At 45.5% G+C, this 19,786-nt stretch carries 15 protein-coding genes; 10 read left to right on the top strand and 5 right to left on the bottom strand.

Annotation, left to right across the window (positions count from 1 at the left end; all coding sequences use genetic code 11):
* Positions 1–245: 245 nt before the first annotated feature.
* From QUA03_RS13785 to QUA03_RS13760, 6 genes are all read left to right on the top strand, one after another.
* Positions 246–3,389 (top strand): peptidase domain-containing ABC transporter, encoded by a 3,144-nt coding sequence (locus QUA03_RS13785; RefSeq protein WP_333212841.1) that lies wholly within the window; start codon positions 246–248, stop codon positions 3,387–3,389.
* A 178-nt stretch (positions 3,390–3,567) separates the two neighbouring features.
* Complete coding sequence (locus tag QUA03_RS13780; protein WP_333212839.1) at positions 3,568–5,370, top strand: HlyD family efflux transporter periplasmic adaptor subunit; 1,803 nt, start codon at positions 3,568–3,570, stop codon at positions 5,368–5,370.
* A gap of 59 nt (positions 5,371–5,429) precedes the next feature.
* Positions 5,430–5,894 (top strand): HetP family heterocyst commitment protein, encoded by a 465-nt coding sequence (locus QUA03_RS13775; protein ID WP_333212837.1) that lies wholly within the window; start codon positions 5,430–5,432, stop codon positions 5,892–5,894.
* A 404-nt stretch (positions 5,895–6,298) separates the two neighbouring features.
* Complete coding sequence (locus QUA03_RS13770; protein WP_333212835.1) at positions 6,299–6,574, top strand: hypothetical protein; 276 nt, start codon at positions 6,299–6,301, stop codon at positions 6,572–6,574.
* Between the two features lie 577 nt (positions 6,575–7,151).
* Positions 7,152–7,511 carry a TonB-dependent receptor gene (locus tag QUA03_RS13765; RefSeq protein ID WP_333212833.1) on the top strand — a complete coding sequence of 120 codons (360 nt, stop codon included), beginning with the start codon at positions 7,152–7,154 and terminating at the stop codon, positions 7,509–7,511.
* Between the two features lie 498 nt (positions 7,512–8,009).
* The gene (locus QUA03_RS13760) at positions 8,010–8,198 is read left to right on the top strand and encodes a hypothetical protein (protein ID WP_333212832.1); all 189 of its coding nucleotides are present in this window, start codon (positions 8,010–8,012) and stop codon (positions 8,196–8,198) included.
* Here the strand turns inward: QUA03_RS13760 and QUA03_RS13755 are convergent.
* On the bottom strand, positions 8,153–8,350 hold the full coding sequence (locus tag QUA03_RS13755) for a hypothetical protein (RefSeq protein ID WP_333212830.1): 198 nt from the start codon (positions 8,348–8,350) through the stop codon (positions 8,153–8,155). The genes QUA03_RS13760 and QUA03_RS13755 overlap by 46 nt on opposite strands.
* 532 nt (positions 8,351–8,882) lie before the next feature.
* Here QUA03_RS13755 and QUA03_RS13750 point away from each other — a divergent pair.
* Positions 8,883–10,025: a hypothetical protein gene (locus QUA03_RS13750; RefSeq protein WP_333212829.1), complete on the top strand. Its 1,143-nt coding sequence runs from the start codon at positions 8,883–8,885 to the stop codon at positions 10,023–10,025.
* Between the two features lie 85 nt (positions 10,026–10,110).
* On the top strand, positions 10,111–10,851 hold the full coding sequence (locus QUA03_RS13745; RefSeq protein ID WP_333212827.1) for a peptidylprolyl isomerase: 741 nt from the start codon (positions 10,111–10,113) through the stop codon (positions 10,849–10,851).
* 595 nt (positions 10,852–11,446) lie between these two features.
* On the opposite strand, the gene recQ is transcribed toward QUA03_RS13745, so the two are convergent.
* Complete coding sequence (gene recQ, locus QUA03_RS13740) at positions 11,447–13,642, bottom strand: DNA helicase RecQ (protein ID WP_333212825.1); 2,196 nt, start codon at positions 13,640–13,642, stop codon at positions 11,447–11,449.
* 97 nt (positions 13,643–13,739) lie between these two features.
* On the opposite strand from recQ, the gene QUA03_RS13735 reads away from it, so the two are divergent.
* Positions 13,740–14,024: a DUF427 domain-containing protein gene (locus tag QUA03_RS13735; protein ID WP_190738299.1), complete on the top strand. Its 285-nt coding sequence runs from the start codon at positions 13,740–13,742 to the stop codon at positions 14,022–14,024.
* 68 nt (positions 14,025–14,092) lie between these two features.
* Here QUA03_RS13735 and QUA03_RS13730 read toward each other — a convergent pair whose 3' ends face one another.
* Complete coding sequence (locus tag QUA03_RS13730; RefSeq protein ID WP_333212823.1) at positions 14,093–14,758, bottom strand: L-threonylcarbamoyladenylate synthase; 666 nt, start codon at positions 14,756–14,758, stop codon at positions 14,093–14,095.
* 75 nt (positions 14,759–14,833) lie between these two features.
* Here QUA03_RS13730 and larC point away from each other — a divergent pair, with 75 nt between their 5' ends.
* Positions 14,834–16,318 (top strand): nickel pincer cofactor biosynthesis protein LarC, encoded by a 1,485-nt coding sequence (larC, locus tag QUA03_RS13725; RefSeq protein ID WP_333212821.1) that lies wholly within the window; start codon positions 14,834–14,836, stop codon positions 16,316–16,318.
* Positions 16,319–16,681: 363 nt separating this feature from the next.
* On the opposite strand, the gene QUA03_RS13720 is transcribed toward larC, so the two are convergent.
* Both QUA03_RS13720 and QUA03_RS13715 read right to left on the bottom strand, forming a co-directional pair.
* The gene (locus QUA03_RS13720; protein ID WP_333212819.1) at positions 16,682–19,033 is read right to left on the bottom strand and encodes a PhoX family phosphatase; all 2,352 of its coding nucleotides are present in this window, start codon (positions 19,031–19,033) and stop codon (positions 16,682–16,684) included.
* Positions 19,034–19,208: 175 nt separating this feature from the next.
* Positions 19,209–19,676: a hypothetical protein gene (locus tag QUA03_RS13715; protein WP_333212818.1), complete on the bottom strand. Its 468-nt coding sequence runs from the start codon at positions 19,674–19,676 to the stop codon at positions 19,209–19,211.
* Positions 19,677–19,786: the final 110 nt, after the last annotated feature.

Raw genomic sequence — 19,786 nt, 5'->3', positions numbered from 1 at the left:
GTTCTGTAAGTTAAACTGAGAGCCAGCCAAAACCACACTTACGCAATCACCACACAATCCTGAAAAAACGCAATTTTATATATCCTAAAGGCGTTGAAGGGATGCCGTAACTAAGGGGTGTTAGTCGGACATATCGACCAACAGTTTTTAAGCCAACTAAATTGCAACTAAACCAATAAAAATTGCTCATAACCGGGTTAGTTGTCATTCAAAAAATTTGTTTCAAATTTTTGACAGGGTGAGTTATGAAAAAAAAATTAGGGGTTAAAAATCACATTTTTAAAACCCCAGAAGCCTTGGAAAATTTCCCGGCTATTCAGAAAATTTTCGAGGAAGTCGGTGCAGAACCGACATTAGTGGCGAAATTAAATACAGCGTGTGAAATTTGCGAGTTTCAGCTCGGAGATGAAATCACTCAATATCAAACATCAGATAGCAACAATTTTCTTGAAAAAGAACAGAGCGATCGCAATTTTTATTTAGTTTGCGAGGGAAGAGTCAGACTGCTAGCGGTAGAAGCGTCTCAACAGCAGGAAATTTCGGCGGTGGTACTGGAAGTCGGAGCAATATTTGGGACAGATAACCGATTTATTGAAAGCGGACTGCCTTACAGGGCAATTGCGGCTGGCACTTGCCAAATCGGTCGAATTGCGGCCACCACAATGCAGCTTATTTTAGAAGAATTCCCGCAACTGCAACAGCACTTGCAGCAAGAATTTCAAGAGCGACACCGGTTAATATTTTTCAAGACACAAACTGATTTGCGATCGCGCCCTCCCCACCAACAACAGCTTCTGTGGCCGCACTTACTTCCTTACATAGAAGAAAGTCGAGTTCCCGCAGGAGTTTCCCTCGCTGAACATTGCCAAAACTCCAACAATAATTTTTGGCTCCGCAGCGGTCAAATTCAAGGTCAAGCAGCGCCAATTATCGGCAGGAACTGGGAATATTCAGACATAAAGAGCGACTGGATAGCGGTAACAGATCTGCTAATTTACCAGCTTAGCAGCGAACAGTGGGAAATCGCCAAAGCGCGAATTAGTTCCGAAAGCAATTCCCGCCCTAAAATCATCCGCAAACCTCCCATTTTAAGCTTAGTAACGTCGCCCCAGGATGCCAGATCTACCTCACAAACCGAGCCATCAAAATTAACCGCAGTTGCTCAGCAAAAACCCGCAGCCGGAATCATCAGCTTTCCCAAACCAAAGCAGCGGCGCTGGTTGAGCAGCAGACACCCATTCATTCAACAACAGAGTGCAGCAGACTGTGGAGCTACTTGCTTAGCGATGATTAGCGAATATTGGGGTAAAAAATTCAGCCTAAATTACTTGCGCGAATTGGCAGAAATCGGCCGCAGCGGCGCGTCGCTCAAGAGTCTGGCAAAAGCAGCGGAAAGGATGGGATTTCAAACCCGTCCCGTGCGAGCTTCTTTAACTCCCCTGCGAAATCAAAATCCCTGGATTGCTCACTGGCAAGGCAATCACTACGTGGCAGTTTACCGCTTTAAAAATCAACAGGTTTTAGTGGCTGATCCGGCTGCGGGCAAGCGGTGGATGAGCATTAAAAGTTTTACCGAAAATTGGACTGGGTACGCCCTAATTTTAGACCCGACAGCGGAACTCTACCGCAATCACGCTGCCGAACATCAAGGCATTAAAATTAAAGATTTTGTTGGCATAGTCTGGCCATACCGCGCTGCGATCGCCCAAATTCTGCTCCTCTCTTTGTTGCTCCAAGTATTTGGTTTAGTTACTCCCCTATTTACCCAGGTAATTCTCGACCAAGTGGTTGTCAGCAAAAGCATAGTAACTCTGCACGTTTTTGCGCTCGGACTGCTGTTATTTAGTGTTTGGCGAACGCTGTTGGGTGCAACGAGACAGTATTTGCTGGATTATTTGTCGAACCGCATTGACCTGACTTTAATTAGTGGCTTTATCAGTCATACTCTCAGTTTGCCAATCAAGTTTTTTGAATCTCGTCAGGTGGGCGATATCTTGACGCGGGTTCAGGAAAATCAAAAAATTCAGGCATTTTTGACTCGCCAAGCTATTACGGCTTGGTTGGATGCTTTGATGGCTGTAGTTTACATCGGACTGATGGTTTACTATAACTGGCGTCTGGCTTTGTTGGTGCTGGCTTTGATTCCACCGATCGTGATTTTGACTTTAGTGGCAACTCCATTTCTGCGAAAAGTGTCGCGGGAGATTTTTACCGAAAGTGCCAAGCAAAATTCATCTTTGGTGGAAATGATTACTGGGGTAGCGACGGTTAAGGCAACTGCTGCTGAGCGAGAAATGCGCTGGCGCTGGGAAGATCAATTAACCTGCATGATTAATGCTAAATTTCGCGGGCAGAAGTTGGCTAATTCTTTGCAGGTGATCGGGGGTGGGATTAATACTTTGGGGAGCACGGCTTTGCTTTGGTACGGGGCAATGCTGGTGATTCAAGATGAGTTGACGATCGGTCAATTTGTTGCTTTTAATATGATGATTGGGAGCGTGATTTCTCCTGTGCTGTCTGTAGTAGGACTTTGGGATGAGTTTCAAGAAGTGCTCGTTTCGATCGAGCGTTTGGATGATGTATTCTCTGCCCAACCTGAAGAAAGCCCTTACAAGCCAATGCTGGTGCTGCCTCGCATTCAGGGAAACGTCAAGTTTGACAATGTTTCTTTCCGTTATGCTCAGGATGAGGAACGCAATACGCTGCAAAATCTTTCCTTTGAGGTGCAAGCTGGAGAAACTGTGGCAATTGTTGGCCGCAGCGGTTCCGGTAAGAGCACTTTGGTAAAGTTGCTGCAAGGTTTCTATTATCCAGAAAAGGGGCGGCTGACAATTGACGGCCACGATATTCGGCACATTTCTTTGCAGTCGCTGCGAGTTCAGTTGGGTGTTGTTCCTCAAGATTGTTTCTTGTTTTCGGGAACGATTTTGGAAAATATTACGCTGTATAAAAACGGAAATGATGCGGATTCTGCAAGCTTGGAACAGGCGATAGAAGTGGCGAAGCTAGCAGAAGCTCACGCTTTTATTCAAGATATGCCGCTGGGTTATCAAACTCCTGTGGGGGAAAGGGGAACGAGTTTGTCTGGGGGCCAGCGACAACGAATTGCGATCGCCCGCGCTCTTTTGGGCGATCCCCGAATTTTGGTTTTGGACGAAGCAACTTCTTCGCTGGATACCGAATCTGAACGCAGGTTTCAGCAAAATCTCGCCCGCATTAGTCGCGATCGCACTGCGTTTATTATCGCTCATCGGTTGTCTACGGTGCGTAATGCCGATCGAATTTTGGTTCTAGACAAAGGCATTTTAGCCGAACAAGGCAACCACGACGAATTGATGGCTGAACGCGGACTTTACTATCACCTCGCTCAGCAACAACTCGATATTTAAGGAAGCAGGAAGTTCGGCAACGAGTAATGTACGAGATTTAATCGAGGTAACGGATTTTTTGATTTTCTAATCTCAAATCTCACATCGAATTTACTAATTACCGAGTCCCAATTACCGATTGCCACTTACCAATTTCTAATTACCAATTTTTTAAAATTACAAGTGGGGAGTAAGGATCATGGTTTCACAAGATGAGCAAGAATTAGGCGCTGCTCCTGATGAAATAGCTGAAGTTTATGGGGGCGTCGCTTCAAGGCAAGAAAACGAAGCCAGAAAAAAAGACCGCTCTTTAGAAGTTGTCGAATCTCAAAATCGCTCTTCTCAAACTAATGACAGTATCAATATTGCCAAGTTACGGCAGCCTGATGCCAATAATTGGTCTACTTCTTTGCACTCGGTACTCGACCAGCCACCAGTATCTTTTCCGCAGCGGTTGATATTAGGAGGAATGGTTTTTTCCGTAGCTTTTGGAGCGTGGGCAACTTTGGGAAAAATTGACGAGGTTGGTCATGCTCAGGGCAAATTAGTTCCCAAAGGCGCTGTTTACAAAATTCACCCGACGGAGACGGGAAAAATTATTAACCTCGCTATCAAAGAAGGTCAAAAAATCAAAGCTGGACAATTATTGGCGGAATTAGACCCGTCGAATGCCCAGAGCGAGGTGGAGCGTCTTGAGAAAATTCTGGACGCTGATCGAATTCAATTGATGCAAGAGATGAGTTCGATCGAGAGAACTCGACTGGAAGTAGAAGCGAGCCAAGCTATTGCTGCTGCAGACCAGCGGGGGGCCCAAGCTGCGATCGCCCGTGCTCGCGCTTCAGCGGCCACCACGCAGTCTCAAATCGAGCAATTGCAAGCAGATGTAGTGTCTCAGAAAGCGCGGCAACAACAGCTCAAACCTCTGGAAAAGAATGTACAAGACTTGCTCTCGCAACTGAAAACAGATATTAACTCCCAGCAAGGGCGGCGCGATCAGGTGAAACCATTGCAACGCAAGACTCAAGAATTGCTGGCCGGGTTGGAAGCAAAAGTGACTGCTCACAAAGAGCGGATCGCGCGTCTCAAACCTTTGGTAGATGAAGGAGCGTTGTCAAAAGACGTATTGTTTCAAGCTGAGGAAGCTCTGCGAGAAAGTGAAAATGCGGTGATTAGAAGCCAGTTGGGGGAGACAACTCAGGCTGACGATCGCGCCTTTGAAGTCGAGCAAACCGTTCGCGACAGGCAAAGTGCTGCGATCAGGAGTCAACTGTCTGATGCAACTGGGGTTAAGGAAAGGTTGTTTGAAGTCGAGCAAAATTTGCGCGATCGAACTAGCGCCATTTCTAGAGCCCAAGGTGAATTAGCCCAACAACTCGCAGAAGTCGATCGACTGCAAGCCGAAGCCGCCAGCAAACAAGCTGCAGCGCGCCAAATGCAGTTAGAAAAAGAGCAAAAAATTCAGCAGTTGGAAATGCAATTAAATCAAGTCAAATCCAAAATTGCCGAAACCCAAACCCTGCTCGATCAAGCAAAAAATAAGCTCAAACAAAGATTTCTCTACGCACCCGTCAGCGGAGTGATTTCCGCACTCAACATTCACAACACTGGCGAAGTAGTTCAACCGGGTCAAACTATTGCAGAAATGACTCCGAATCAGGCTCCTCTGGTGCTGGAAGTCAGTTTGCCGAACCGAGAAGCGGGATTTGTCAAAACCGGAATGCCGGTGCAAGTCAAATTCGATGCTTTTCCTTATCAAAATTACGGCGTGATTCCGGGAAAAGTTTTATCTATTTCGCCGGATGCCAAAACAGACGAGCGATTGGGTGTTTTTTACCGGGTGGAAGTGAGTATCGATCGAGACTCAGTGAAAGCCAAAAACCAAACCTGGAAACTCAAAGCTGGCCAAACAGCTACTGCAGAAATTGTCATTCGCCAGCGCAGCATAGCCGACATTTTGCTTGACCCTCTCAAGCAGCTACAAAAGGGCGGCATGAGTTTGTAGAACATAGTTAAGTGGTTGTTGTCCTTTGTCACTCTATATACACAAAACAGGATAAAATAATGAATTCCCAATTTCACCATTCTGCCAATCATTCTCAAATTGGAATCAAACCAGAACAATTGGATGAGATAATTTCAGCCATCCTGGCAGGAAAGTATTCTTGGGCTTGTTTTTTACTTTTGCGGTGCACGGGTTACAATCCTCTGGACTATATCCCTTACCGTACTTCCAACCGCTTGCTTAAGGAAAACAGTCAAATCAGCAAGTCGAGTAAATCCGAAACTAAGCCTGCATTGGGGAAAATTGCGGATTTAGATTATGTGGAAGTGGTGAGGGAAAAACGAGCCGGAGTTCGAGGGGGTGATGCAATTCCGATGGGTAGCGAGTTGCACTCAGATACCGCAGGTTTTGTAGCTGAAGTCGCAGGCGCAGGTTCACATATCTCGGCGCCGGGGGTTGATGTTCACAATCAAGGATTTTGGGCTGGATGTAAGACGCGCTGGTTTAATTGGGCGGGTAAGTAATTTAGTCGATTGACCGACAACCCGATTGCGGGCGTTGGGTGTACCAATTTTTTGGTTGACTCACCGCGGGCGATCGGGTTTTTGAGTATCTAACATCCGCGCTTTCGATAAATCTGCCAAAATGGCAACCTTAGCCAAATTAATTACTTTATACTCAGAAACCCGATTTTAGCTATTGTGAATTTATCCTGCTTTGCGATCGAGTCTAATACAGTTATTCCTCTATTTCGGCAATGCCCGTCCTACTCAAGTTGATTGAGTAGCCTACCTTTTACGTTTTCAGTACCTGTCAAAATTAATCTGCCAAAATGGCAACACAGGTCTGATTAGCCTAGCTATATTAAATACAGAACAACCAAAGGTTGCTTCTAGCAAAAAACTCACAAGGAAAAAGGAGAAAAGCCATGATTATTTCCGATCTGAACTACTTGGAAACTGCTGAAACTTCTGATGTAGTTGGTGGTATCTTTTTCGGCCGCCTCAACTCCCGTGTCAAAGCCGAACTCGATGTTAAGGAACGTTTTGACGTTGACAAGATTTACACGCAATTTGTTGACATCAAGAACAATCTAGCGACAGCTCAATCTGAAGCTTTTGGGAAAAACACCTCGACCCAAATCTTTACTACTGTTGTAGAAGGTGAGTATTCTGCTTCCACTGGATTTTCTGCAGCTAGCTAGCATATAACTCCAATTCATCAAGTCACTTGGCAATTGGAATAAGTAGGTGGGCAGGAACAATTCTAACTATGTGGTTTCTAGTAGGGCTTCATTGCTCAAGCCCTACTAATAACTTAATACATAGACTTGAGGTTTTATTACAGAGTTGGGTTGATTCTGACCGCCTTACTTAGGTAATTTACGTAGTTGATTAATTTGCTTTTAAACAAGTAATCAACTGACGAGATCTATTTTCAAATAGAGCCGTAAGTGATTACCATTTACGACTTACAGATTTAGGATTTATCCAATTTTTTTATAATCAATAAAAATCGGTGTTCAACCCATGGCTGACTCTAAACTTGTTGTCAAACGCATAGTCTCACCCGATGGTAAAGTTATTGCTGAGGCGAAAAGCGTAATCGAAGCATCTGGCGATGATCGAGGTGAAATTAGTCAAAGCATTTCTGTAAAGGTTTCATCTGCTAATAGCTCCAGTGGTTACGCCAAATCGAGTTATAGTAGGTCTTCTTCATCGAGTTTTAGCAGCACTTCATCAACATCTAGTTGCTCTAGTATATCTTCAATTTAAAATGAATTGAGTCTGCTAAAAACTTCTCGTGATCCTGCCATGAAATATTGCTTAATCATCTCTGACTTAAGTTATTTAGAACCCATTAACGAAAGCGAAAGCACAGTTGTACAAGGTGGTAGCAATGTTTACGCTGATACATTCGCCACAACAACAGCCGAGCCTGGATATGCGATAGCTGTTGCAGGTGGACTAGCTATTGGTAATGAAACTTATACAAATGCTGTAACCAACACAACGGTTAAAGACTTGGGTAGTCTTGAGTATAGTAGAGCCAATTCAACAGCCAGAGCCTATGCAAGGACTGGAAACCAAAGTGCTTCATCTACACTTCGCAGTACTTCTATTTCATTTTTTGGGCGTTAATAGTCTCACCCGATAGGAAGATGATCGATAATACTGGGTTTCAGAAATCCTCTCAGGAGGATTAGGAATATCTAGTCTTAACCGACAAATATGGGAGTATAATTGGTGAGGAAAAAATTATATGCAGAGTGAGAAAATTGATAATTTTGAAACATTTAAGAAAATCAGAGAAAATTGAGATTCTGTATACGCCGCAGATCATCAGGCTCACTTCTTCTTATCCTGGATTTGGTTATCTGGATGGTTGCAGAGGGTTCATGAGCCGTGGTTCCTATTAGCTGCAAAACCAGATACCAAAAAAGATTCATCCTATGTTGCTTTTTTCCCTCTAAAAACTTTATTAGCCCACCAGGATGGAGGGGGCTTTGAAACTGAAATCTCCATGGCAGGAAATATTATAGCAGATTACACAGGACTTATTTGCCTGCCTGGTTATGAAGAAGAGGTAATTCCTGCTTTTGCTGCTTACATCCAGCAAAAGTTAGTACAGATACACGGATGTCTCTCTTCTTGAGTAATTTTTCTGCCGATAGTTTTGAACTCAGTCAACTCCGCATTCAAAGTGTGAATGAAGAAGAACCCGATATTTATCTTGCTTCTTATGTTTCATTACCAGATGACTGGGATCAATATCTGCAAAACTACGTCGGTGTCAATACCAGGGCGATCGCCCTGCACCTGCCATGAGTCCGCATCCCTTTGATCGCGATCATATTCAAATCGGCCAAATCCGTCGCCTTCCAGGCTGATGCAAGCCCCTCCAACCGCCGTTCCAAGTCCCCTCCCATCCGCTCAACCACAGTCATCAAACTGTTGCCAAACCCCGCTCTGTTAATCACAATTCAGGAACGGGAGCAGCGGTGTGTCATCGGTTCTCAACACCAGCAAGCGCGCGCCCGGATACAAAGAGTATAAAAATTGAAAACAGGCGTAAGTCTGATAATTTCAAACAAATCTGCCAAATTGGCAACATACCTCTAATTAGTCCAGATATATTTAGGCAAATCGAAATAAAACACGGTTTTTGCTCATCTTTAGCAGTCCGCCCTAATATTTTTTCAGTACGGGCGAGTGCAAGGAAGGTGCAGTTTAAATTTATACAAGCCTTTTGAGAGTGATGGTGATGGCTAAATCAAATGCCATTGGCAATCAGTACCGATCGCCCAGATTGGTGTTGGTAACAGTGTTGTCCCGTCCTACTTTCGGAATAGACCAAGGTTCATTTATGAAAAACATTTCGGTCTTTAGTGTGAAGTCAAGAGCAATTGCTTCACACTTTTTAAAATTATACATTTGCATTCATTGAAATGCGGAGTGTCGGCGATCGTGCAAGTGCTTTTCGTGTTGATAGGTCAAAGGAGATAAATCGCGATGCCTCCATTAGATTTATTAGCTCCTGATCCCTTAAATAATATTGTTGGAAACAGCAATAGTTTAAACACCTTGTATTCGTTGGCGAATAACCCTGGTGGTGGCAGCAGCAGTTCCAACAAGTCTAGTTCCTTTGTAGATAGCAGCGGTGCAGGCAGTACCAGCAGCGCGAGAGCAACTTCCCCGACGGGAAGTAGTACAAGTAGTGAGACTGCTTACGCTGTGGGGGCTACATCTAGCAGTGGCAGCGCGACAGCGAGTGCTTCCACAGTGGCGCCCCCAACTACTAACGCCACAGCGCCAGCACCTACGCCCACACCCATACTGTCAAATAATGACGGTGCAATGCTCACCCCGCTAACTGGCGGCACTTCTAGCAATTCAAGTCCTTCCAATTTCTCTCTAGACGGTACGGGTACTGGCGACGAGAGTACGACAATTTCTGATCCCACAAATAACAGTAACAGCAATAATTCGATCGCACTTCCCGGTAACAATGCCAACAGCAATGCTGAGACAACGCCGCCTCCTGAAATTACCGCCCCAGACAATAATCCTGCGGTATTAACTGTCACCTACGACAGTAACGGCGACGGATATTGGCGGGGCACCAGCGATAGAGATGTCATTACTTGCGGTAGCGGGAGTGATCAAATTTTCGCAGGAAGTGGCGACGATATTGTCCAAGCTAACAGAGGTGATGATGCGATCGATGGAGGCGATGGAAACGACACTTTGCGGGGAGGGAAAGGTCAAGATTTGCTGATTGGTGGCAACGGCGACGATTTTCTTTGTGGCGACTTCGGCACCGATACATTGATTGGAGGTAGCGGCGCTGATACCTTTGCATTTCAACCCGAAACAGCGAGTGCAGCAGCTAATCCATTTTTAGCCGATCGAGTCGTTGATTTCAATCCCGCTCAAGGCGATCAAATTGGGCTAATAGGGGGACTTTCGGTAACAGACTTGACACTCGTCGCGTTTGATACTGATGGTGACGGTACGATAGACGCCACTCTGCTCAAGTTTAGTTCCAATAATGGCGATCGAATTTTAGCTGTTGTTTTGGGAACAGTTAACGCAGCGGGTGCAACAACTTTGAGCAATGCTGATTTTATTAGTTTGCCAAATGACATCTTGTAGCTAACCGTTAACCGTTAACCCCAACTACCCCGCAGGCAGCGTCGGGGGATGAGCTTAATAAAGTCATATAGGTGGAGAGAGAAAGATGAAGGACTTTTACGGGCCATTGATTGAAGCAAGTGAAATCATTGAACTACTCAGACAAGAGCAGCAAATAAAGACATTTAGTCAAAAGGTTTTGCAGAAAAAAGTTATTGAGAAAGCAGCCCTGGAACGGGGGTTAACTGTGACTCCCGACGAAATTCAAGCTGTGGGCGACCAACTCCGCCGCGAGAAGCGTTTGGAGAAAGCGGCGGATACGATTGCTTGGCTGGTCGATCAGATGATTTCGGTAGAAGATTTAGAAGCCGGAATTTGCGATCGGCTCCTCAGCCAAAAACTAGCCGAACACTTGTTCAGCAAAGAAGTAGAAAAGATTTTTATTCAAAACAAATTGCAATTCGACCAAATAATTCTTTATCAAATAGTTGTTGCAAACCCCCAGCTTGCTCAGGAACTGTTTTATCAAATTCAAGAAGGAGAAATCAGCTTTTTTGATGCTGCTCATCTTTACGACATTGACGAAAATAGCCGGCATTTATGCGGTTGCAAAGGCAAGGTTTATCGTTGGGGTTTAAAACCAGACATAGCCGTCGCCGTATTTAGCGCTAAACCCGGAGAAGTAATTCGTCCAATTGAAACAGAGCTAGGATATCACTTGTTCCTGGTTGAAAAGTTTCTCCCGGCGGAATTAACCCCTGAACGGTATCAAGAAATATTGCACAATCTGTTTAACGAATGGTTAGCTAACGAAGTCAACTATTTATTGTACACTGCTAAAGTGTAGAAACTTACTTTCTCGCCCTCAAAAACCCATCTATATAATTTTCCCAACACCAAATACCATGCTAAAATTTAGGGTGTTTATGGCTGCACAGAGACACTTAATATCGTTTCCGGCTGCATCAATATAATTCAATCATTGGAGCGGGGCGTAAGTGTAAAGAGTCTCCTGCGTGTGGATTTAAAGATTAATCTCTCTCACTCTACTACTTATATAAAAAGTGGTTTGACTAGGTAGTTATACCTCAATAAGGTTCAGTTAAAAAGGTAATTTCTCGCCCTCCTCACTCACTAAAATTGAGAACAGAAGAAAGTCTCGGCGATTGCTTCTTACCCTCGCAACGGCACGAACCATAGCGAACAATGAGACGGTTAGCCAACTCAAGCTTACTGACTTATAGCAATTTAAAAATTACTTTTGAAATTTGAGTTTTGCCAACCCCACATCTGCCAGCTAGCACAGCCAAATGGAAAAAATATATCGGTTAAAAACGCTACTTTAATATATTATCCCCAAAAGCTAATTTATTTATTATCATTTGTCCCTCCTATCTATTAATTATCTGCGCCCACCAGCGTTCATCAGCCTACATCGGCGGTTAAAAACCTACATAATTTTGCCGCCACCAAGCCCGCACAAACTTAATCTCCTCAAAAGTATAACGTTCTTCCAAAAAATCATAAATTGCTCTCAGTTTTTCATCTCCCATAACTTCAATAGCGTACACTATCGCCTGCTGGCGTTCCGATTCAACCAACAAATTTATATCAACTTCCCTGCCCATTTCCATCAATTCTATCAGATGCCCAGAAATAGTATTAGGACTCATCCCCCGCGCATTCGCTATTCCTTGAACTGTCAAACCTTGTCGGTATAATTCCCAGGTTTGCATCTGCGAATAAGACGCAACGTTGGAAAGATTGGGAAGATTAGCGACCTCAGAAGATGCAGCACTACTTGACAATCCTTGTTCTTGGCAAAAATTGCGAATTGCCTCCAAGAAAACTTTACCGTACTTATTTCGCTTGTTGCTACCAACGCCGTAAACTTCCTCGAACTCGGTGAGATTTTGTGGGCGTTTTTCTGCCATATCTCGCAAGCTTTTATCGGCAAAAACTACGTAAGGTGGTACAAATTGTTCGTCGGCAATTTGTTTGCGTAGTGTCCGCAGTATGGCAAATAAACCTTCTACTTCTACTGCCAAAGACCGAACTTTACCCTGTACTTCTCGCTGGGGTTCAATGGCGATTTCAACTGTGCGCTGACGTTTCATGATTTCCCAACTTTTTTCATTCAGTTTCAAAATGGGAAACCCGTCTGTTCTTTCCTCTAAAAAACCTTGATTTAACAGCGAACGACTCAACTTTTTCCATTCCTCAGCACTTCTATCTTTGCCAATTCCGTAAGTAGAAAGTTGGTGGTGCTGGTATTGCAATATTTTTTGATTTTTTGAACCGCGCAGTACGTCAATAATATGATTCATGCCGAATTTTTCTTGGCATCTCGCAACGCAAGAAAGAAATTTCATTGCCTCAATCGTCCAATCTTCTACGGGTTTTTGGTTGCAACAGTTATCGCAAGTACCGCAGTTTCCGGGGAATGAATCGCCAAAATAACTTAACTGGATTGTACGACGGCACTCGGTGGATTCTGCATAGTTGATGACTCGACGCAACTGTTGGCGGGCAATTCGTTGTTCTTGCGGATCTGGTTTTTGCTCGATGATGTATTCGATGGTTTTGACATCGCCGTAGCCGAAAAATAAGCTGCAATGGGCCGGTTCGTTGTCTCGGCCTGCGCGGCCGGATTCTTGATAGTATCCTTCGAGATTCTTGGGTAAGTCGTAATGAATTACAAACCGCACGTCGGGTTTGTTAATGCCCATACCGAAAGCAACTGTGGCTACCATTACTTGCACGTCGTCGCGAATGAAGCGGGTTTGATTGGTTGCGCGATCGACATCGTTCATGCCGGCGTGGTAGGGTAAGGCTTGGATGCCGCTTTGTTGCAATTTATAGGCAACTTCGTCAACTTTTTTGCGGCTGAGGCAATAGATAATTCCCGAACCGCCTTTTTTTTGGATAATTTGCAAAACTTCGGCAAAACTGTGCTTAGTTTTGGGGCGAACTTCGTAGTATAAATTGGGACGGTTGAAACTGGCGACGTGGATGTAGGGATTTCGCAGAGTTAGCTGCTGGATAATGTCTTGGCGGACGCGCTCGGTGGCGGTGGCGGTTAGTCCCATAATGGGAATGTCGGGATATCGATCGCGCACTCGCTGCATTTGCCTGTATTCTGGTCGAAAGTCGTGCCCCCATTCCGAAACGCAGTGGGCTTCGTCGATCGCAAATGCCGAAATTCCTAACTTATTTGCTACTATATCTAAAAATGGTAAAAATCTCTCACCCAGCAAGCGTTCGGGTGCAACATAAAGCAATTTAATCTTACCTTCGAGAATCGCAGTTTCGCGCGATCGGGTTTCCTGACTGCTCAAAGTGCTGTTGAGAAAAGTCGCCCCAATTCCATTATCCTGCAAAGCTTCCACCTGGTCTTGCATCAGAGCAATTAACGGTGAAACAACCACTGTCAATCCCGGTTTCAACAGTGCCGGTAATTGAAAACACAAAGACTTGCCACCACCCGTCGGCATGACAATCATCATATCCCGTTTTTGTAAAGCAGCTTCGACAATTTCCTGCTGTCCCGGACGGAAAGAGTCATAGCCAAAAAAATGTTTAAGAGCTTGTTCCAGGGACAGTGGCACAGAAGATATTGGCGGATGAGACGCTGGCATTTGCAGTAGTTGGTTGTTGGCTTCTCAACTATTCTATGCCTTTTGAGCACAAATACAGTTACAATAATTGAGAATCTCAATTTAAGCAGAAAAACTGATGCCGAAAGCAATTTGGAATGGTGCCGTTTTGGCCGAGAGCGACAAGTGCGAAATTGTAGACAACAACTATTATTTCCCCGCCGATGCCATTAACCGTGAGTATTTCAAGGATAGCAGCACTCACACTACTTGTGGTTGGAAAGGTGTTGCTAGTTACTACAGTGTCGAAGTCGGCGGACAAGTTAATAAAGATGCTGCGTGGTACTATCCTACTCCAAAAGATGCTGCTAAAAATATTGCCGGATATATTGCTTTTTGGAAAGGAGTTAAGGTAGAAGCTTAAAGCTACTTTGAAATAAAAAATGGGGCTGGTTGTGGGCGAATTAGGCGCTTAACCGGCCCCTTAAAATTTTAATCTTTTTCCCAAACGGCGACAGCTTCCGAACCCAAACCACGGCGAACAACAATCGGTTCGCTTGCGGTCAAATCGAGAATGGTGGAAACTTGATATCCCGGATCGGAACCGTCATCGACAATGACATCTACTAACTTTGAAAAACAGTCAAAAAGTTCAGCTTTGCCAAAACTTTCTGCTTTTCCTGCGGGCACGGGTGCTGCACCTTCATCATCCGTGGTAATGTGAGCGGATGTTGAAATAATTGGATTTCCCAAGGCTTCCAACAGTGTAAAACAAAGCCGCTGGTCGGGCACGCGAATTCCAGTAGTTTTCCGTTTTGGGTTCATTACCAACCGTGGCACTAACTTGGTAGCTGGCAGCAAAAATGTATAAGGCCCCGGTATTAACCGCTTGATAATTCTGTATGCTTCATCGCTGACGGCAGCATAGTCGGTGATATTTGACAGAGAGGAACAGAGGAATGTTAAAGGCTTATCATTGGATAGTTGCTTGATTTGCCGGACTCGTTCTACCGCAGACTTGGAGTTGATATCGCAGCCGATCGCATAAACTGTATCTGTCGGATAAAGCATCACTGCCCCATCTTTCAGAGCTTTGTTAATTTTCTCTATCCGGTCTCTTTGGGGTGCAACTGGATGCACTTCGTAAATAGTTGCCATGTTAAGATATTGCAGGCTAAGTGGGCGCTCGAAATATCGAGTGAAACAATCAATGTTGAAAATTAATTGTTAACAATGAATAAAATAGCTTATTTTGACTGTCCAACCGGCATTGCTGGCGATATGTGCATTGGAGCTCTCATCCACGCTGGCGTTCCTTTAGACTACCTAATCGAAAAACTCAATTTGCTCGGCATTTCGACAGAGTACCAGTTGCGGACGGAATTAGTCCACCGGAATACTCAACAAGCCACTAAATTTTATGTCGATTTAGCTGCGGATTTGTCGTTAAAACCCAAAAATCCCGCTACCGAACTCGATCCCTCGGAAACCGAATCCCCGACTTTTGACGCCCGCCACCACCATCATCACGGGGAAGAACATTCTCACAGTCACGGCGAAGCAGATGCAGAAATTAGTCACACTCATCACCGCAATTTACCCGAAATTGAGCAAATCATCGTCTCTGCAAAATTGCCTCCGCGCGTGGAAGCTTGGAGTTTGGCCGTATTTGGCAAATTAGCAGAGGCAGAAGGTGCCGTACACGGTATCCCCGCAAGCGAGGTTCACTTTCACGAGGTGGGGGCAACCGATGCAATTATTGATATTGTCGCTACTTGTTTGGGTTTGGATTGGTTGGATATTCAGGAGTTTTACTTTTCGGCGATGCCGACTGGTGGCGGTACGGTGAAGGCTGCACACGGCAGATTAGCGGTGCCGACGCCGGCGGTGATGCGGTTGTGGGAAACGCACCGAGTGCCGGTTTACAGCAACGGGATCGATCGCGAATTGTGTACTCCTACGGGAACTGCGATCGCCTGTACTCTCGCCTCTGCTTTCGGCCCGCCACCGCCGATGCAAATTCAGGCGATCGGTTTGGGTGCAGGTTCTCGAAATCTGGCAATTCCTAATATTTTGCGCCTCTGGATTGGGGAGAAGTCAGAAAGAAGTTCGGCAACGGATTCTGTAACGGATGTAACGGATAGAAGAAATAGGGAAGAAGGAAGTTCGGCAACGGATTCTGTAACTGATAGAAGAAATAGGGAAGAAGGAAGAGAGAAGTTTTTAAACAATTCCCCATTCCCGATGCCCAATGCCCAATTCCCAATGCCCAATTCCATAGAAACTATTACGGTGTTGGAAACGCAAATTGATGATTTGAGTCCGCAGGCGATCGGCTATGTTTTTGATGCTTTGTTTGCCGCCGGAGCTCTGGATGTTTTCACTGCCCCAATTGTGATGAAAAAGTCGCGGCTGGGGGTTTTGTTAACTGCGATTTGTCATCCAGAATTTGAGGATGCTTGCGAAGCTGTGATCTTTCGCGAGACTACTACTCTGGGGATTAGGCGATCGACTCAACAAAGAACGATTTTGCACCGAGAAATCCAGACAGTTCAAACAGAATACGGCGAAGTTAAGATAAAAGTTGCGAAGTCTGGAGAAACGATTGTTAATGTACAGCCGGAATACGAAGATTGCGCGGAAATTGCCCGACTTAAAAATATTAGCTGGCGGGAAGTTCACCGCTTGGCGCTGCAAAGTTGGTACGATCGCACTTAATCAATTACAGTGGCTTACAAGAGGAATTTAGTCCCTGACAGGCTGACAACCCGTCAGACTCAGCAGGCTTGAGGAATATCTAAATCAGAGGAATCCAAACCTCTGATATCGGCTTTAAGATGGCGAGGTAAATTCAGCTTTTCCGTCAATTCAGACGTAGTTTAGTTTTTGGCTACTTAAACTAATATTTAAGCACACTAAGTACGCAACCCCCAAGAGTACCCGTCCCCATCACTTGGGGCAACCGCAGCAACATCTCAATAAGCTTTTATGAACAGGCAAGATGCCTGTTCCACAAAGAGTGAATTGTCTTGTGGAACAGGCATCTTGCCTGTTAAGCGAGAATGGTGCAAGATGTGAGATTTAAACAAACTGACCCGTTGGAGTCGATCGCACCCGACGAATTCCAATCACCGACGGCATAGGCGAACGACGCCGATCATTCTCAATATTACTCGGCCACAAACTCCCGCGAGAAACACTACGAGTCTGATTGAAAACAGCACCGTTCAAATCCAACATTTCAATTTGCCGACTGAGTACAGTACCATCATCGATCGGGCAATCTTCCCCCGGATGCTGCACCGCAAGCAATAGCGTATCTCCCACAAAAGTCGGCCCCGTCATTTCGCACCGATTCGGGCCGTAAGCAAACGGAATTACTGTTCCTGCATTCGGCCCAGAACTAGGAATATAAAACAGCCAATTGTTGCCGAAAACTCCAGTAAAATCTGACACATTTCCAGTCTTCTTGTGGTCGATCGTCGTTGGCTTTCCAGCCGCACCCACATCAAAACCGTTATGCGTGCTCGTAGACATATCAGTTACACCCCAAACATTGCCTTGAAGGTCAAAAGCCAAATTATCTACACTAGCAAATCCCGCCCCAGCTACCGAACCCGCTTCTCCACCTTGGGCCAAACGCTGCCAGCGGAAAGTCAAACCTGCACCGTCTGGACTGTCTTCAATTATTTTGTAAAGTCCTCCCGACTGCTGGGTGCTGTTGACGGCGCTACCGTATTTAGCAACAGTAAAAATGCGAGAATCTGGATAGCCGTCGCTTCCGGGTGCGGCGTCCGTATAAGCAATAAAAACTTCCTTAGTAGTAGGATTAACTTCCAAATCTTCCGGCCGCGCCGTCGGAGTGCCACCAATCAAATTAGCAGCTAAGAAAGCATCAACTAACACCGCACCTTGGCTGCTGTAGAAATTAGCCAGAGTTTTATTTTGGTAGCCCGGAATTGCATTTGCTTCATTGGTTGTATCTACTACAAAAGAACCGCCGTCTTCGGTTTGACCAGCAATTCCGGCGCGTTTGGGTAAGCGAGTATTTGCATCTCTTTGAGCTTTGCCAAAACTTGCTAATTCCGCCTCGCCAACTTTAGAAGGACGCACCGGATTGGTCGGGGTATTTAATGCCAGTGGCAGCCATCTTCCAGTACCGTTGCGGTTATATTGGGCAACGTACAAAACGCCGTCTTCAAACAATCGGCTGTTGGTTTTATCTGCGGGATTGGTGACAGTACCGTTGCTGACAAATTTCCAGGTGTGTCCGCCGCGCCGATCGTCCCCCATGTACCCTATTAACTTGCGGCCTGCTTCAGCGCGAATCCCGACGTTTTCGTGGCGGAAACGGCCCAACCATGTGTGCTTCCGGGGGCGGAAACTCGGATCTTGGGGATCGACTTCTACCATCCAGCCGTATTTTTCGCCGACTAAGCCGAATTCCTCACCGATAGTGCCCTTGGCGTAGCCCGTTTGGCCACCGTTGGGTTTGATGTTTTCCTGAACTCCGACGAAGAATAGTTCGCTACCTTGGAAGTTTTCTTCGGCGGAGAGGATTGTTCCCCAAGGGGTTGTGGCGCCGGAACAGTTGTAAGCTGTACCGATGATGCGGTTGCCGAGTCCGTCGGTGTTGACTTGCGCGAAGACTTGGGTGGCTGCGGGGCCCGTGCCCGTGAGGTACTCGTTATCCCCTTGTCTGGTTCCCCAGGAGGTGACATCTTTGTATTTGTCGGTACGCTGGCTGTTGATTCCTAGCCCTGAAAGTCCGTGAATGCGTCGGTTGAGGGGGTCGCCGGCGATCGCCCCAAATCTACCGTTAGACTGTTTGGTGATGCGAACGATCGAACCACCAAGATTGTACAGAAATTCGCCGAGGGTATCGCGATTTTTTACCGATAAGTCTATACCGAGGACGGCGCGATCGGTGGTGGGAAATGGTGCCAGATCAGACGGCGCTTCCGGCGTCACTTTCGACATCGGAAAGCCTACATACTCGTGGTTAACCCAAAGATAACCGTCGTCACTGCTGCCGCGAAGGCCTACGAAGCCAGTGTAGTCGTTGTTGTAGCCGAAATAGTCTGCTGGATTGGGGAAAACTCGATCGCCCCAGCGGAGAATCACATACCGTTCGTATTCCGGCGGTACAACCACATCGTCAACAACGTTGTAGCTGGTTAATTTAGTATTCTGCGAGGCCGCCATCACGGTTCCCTGTCCGTTTAAGCCCGTCGGCATAAAGCTAGACAATTCTTGATAAACCGGCAGCGGGTGGGGAAGTCTTAACGGAGTGAAAGAGAGCGGCCCTACCACAGCTTCGGTCGAGGTGGAATTGATGCCAAACAGTGTTTGAGTTAGTTGAGGGGCAAGCACAGTGGTAGCTGCACTGCTGCCGAAGAAAATTAACAGTTGTCGGCGAGTTATTTTAGACATAAATTCCTTATTCAACCCAACTTCCCTAATCTGATGATTCCGTATGAAACTCTATCACTGTTCAATTAAGGGAAGTTAACCTGAAGGTTAATTAAAGTGGAATTATATTTGGGTTAATAATTGGTTATTTGTTGTTTGCTACCAATGCCCAATGCCCCATGCCCGATGCCCGATTTCAATCATCTCGAAAACCCGGATCATTTTCTCGGAATGTCGATCGACTAGGCGCAGGTGCATTCATCACTTGCGAATACCCAGAATTTGGGGACGAAATATTGCCGTTTCGGAATCCCAGCAGCAATTGAGCATCGGCAAAATATCTAGTCCACTGTTCAATTCTCGCATCTTGTTGCCAGTCGTGGCGGGATACTCTCGATCGCAAAACTGGAACTCTTTGTCGGCTGCGATCGGCTGTAATGATGATTGTAACTTCTGTTAATGCCGGATTTTCTTGAAACTCGCGGGCGATCGACTCTTTCGCTAAATCTTCCGCCTGCTGCACTAAACTCGCAAAAGATTGACTGCCGTCCGAATCTAGGGTAAGGTAGCGCTCTTTTGTTTGAGCCAAACCTATTGATATACTTGCTGTTAAACTGATAATTGCTAGAATGACAGCCGACAATAAGCGTAGGTACAAATTCATTATGTTTGAAACTAAATACTAACACTTGTCAATGATAGTTAATAAAATTTAACACTTGGTTAATATTTGATTAAAATAATATTTTGTGTCCTCACATTTCCCTAAAAAAA

This window comes from Microcoleus sp. S36b_A4, assembly GCF_036700645.1.
In the GTDB taxonomy this organism is placed as follows: Bacteria; Cyanobacteriota; Cyanobacteriia; order Cyanobacteriales; family Microcoleaceae; genus Microcoleus.
Note: the sequence above shows the minus strand (reverse complement) of the source record. Positions and strands in the feature narration are given on the sequence as shown.

Bases quoted from the DNA above. Each gene is read 5' to 3' on its own strand.
- QUA03_RS13785 (WP_333212841.1), top strand. From the start codon at position 246: ATGAAAAAAAAATTAGGGGTTAAAAATCACATTTTTAAAACCCCAGAA.
- QUA03_RS13780 (WP_333212839.1), top strand. From the start codon at position 3,568: ATGGTTTCACAAGATGAGCAAGAATTAGGCGCTGCTCCTGATGAAATA.
- QUA03_RS13775 (WP_333212837.1), top strand. From the start codon at position 5,430: ATGAATTCCCAATTTCACCATTCTGCCAATCATTCTCAAATTGGAATC.
- QUA03_RS13770 (WP_333212835.1), top strand. From the start codon at position 6,299: ATGATTATTTCCGATCTGAACTACTTGGAAACTGCTGAAACTTCTGAT.
- QUA03_RS13760 (WP_333212832.1), top strand. From the start codon at position 8,010: ATGTCTCTCTTCTTGAGTAATTTTTCTGCCGATAGTTTTGAACTCAGT.
- QUA03_RS13750 (WP_333212829.1), top strand. From the start codon at position 8,883: ATGCCTCCATTAGATTTATTAGCTCCTGATCCCTTAAATAATATTGTT.
- QUA03_RS13745 (WP_333212827.1), top strand. From the start codon at position 10,111: ATGAAGGACTTTTACGGGCCATTGATTGAAGCAAGTGAAATCATTGAA.
- recQ (WP_333212825.1), bottom strand. From the start codon at position 13,642: ATGCCAGCGTCTCATCCGCCAATATCTTCTGTGCCACTGTCCCTGGAA.
- QUA03_RS13735 (WP_190738299.1), top strand. From the start codon at position 13,740: ATGCCGAAAGCAATTTGGAATGGTGCCGTTTTGGCCGAGAGCGACAAG.
- QUA03_RS13730 (WP_333212823.1), bottom strand. From the start codon at position 14,758: ATGGCAACTATTTACGAAGTGCATCCAGTTGCACCCCAAAGAGACCGG.
- larC (WP_333212821.1), top strand. From the start codon at position 14,834: ATGAATAAAATAGCTTATTTTGACTGTCCAACCGGCATTGCTGGCGAT.
- QUA03_RS13720 (WP_333212819.1), bottom strand. From the start codon at position 19,033: ATGTCTAAAATAACTCGCCGACAACTGTTAATTTTCTTCGGCAGCAGT.
- QUA03_RS13715 (WP_333212818.1), bottom strand. From the start codon at position 19,676: ATGAATTTGTACCTACGCTTATTGTCGGCTGTCATTCTAGCAATTATC.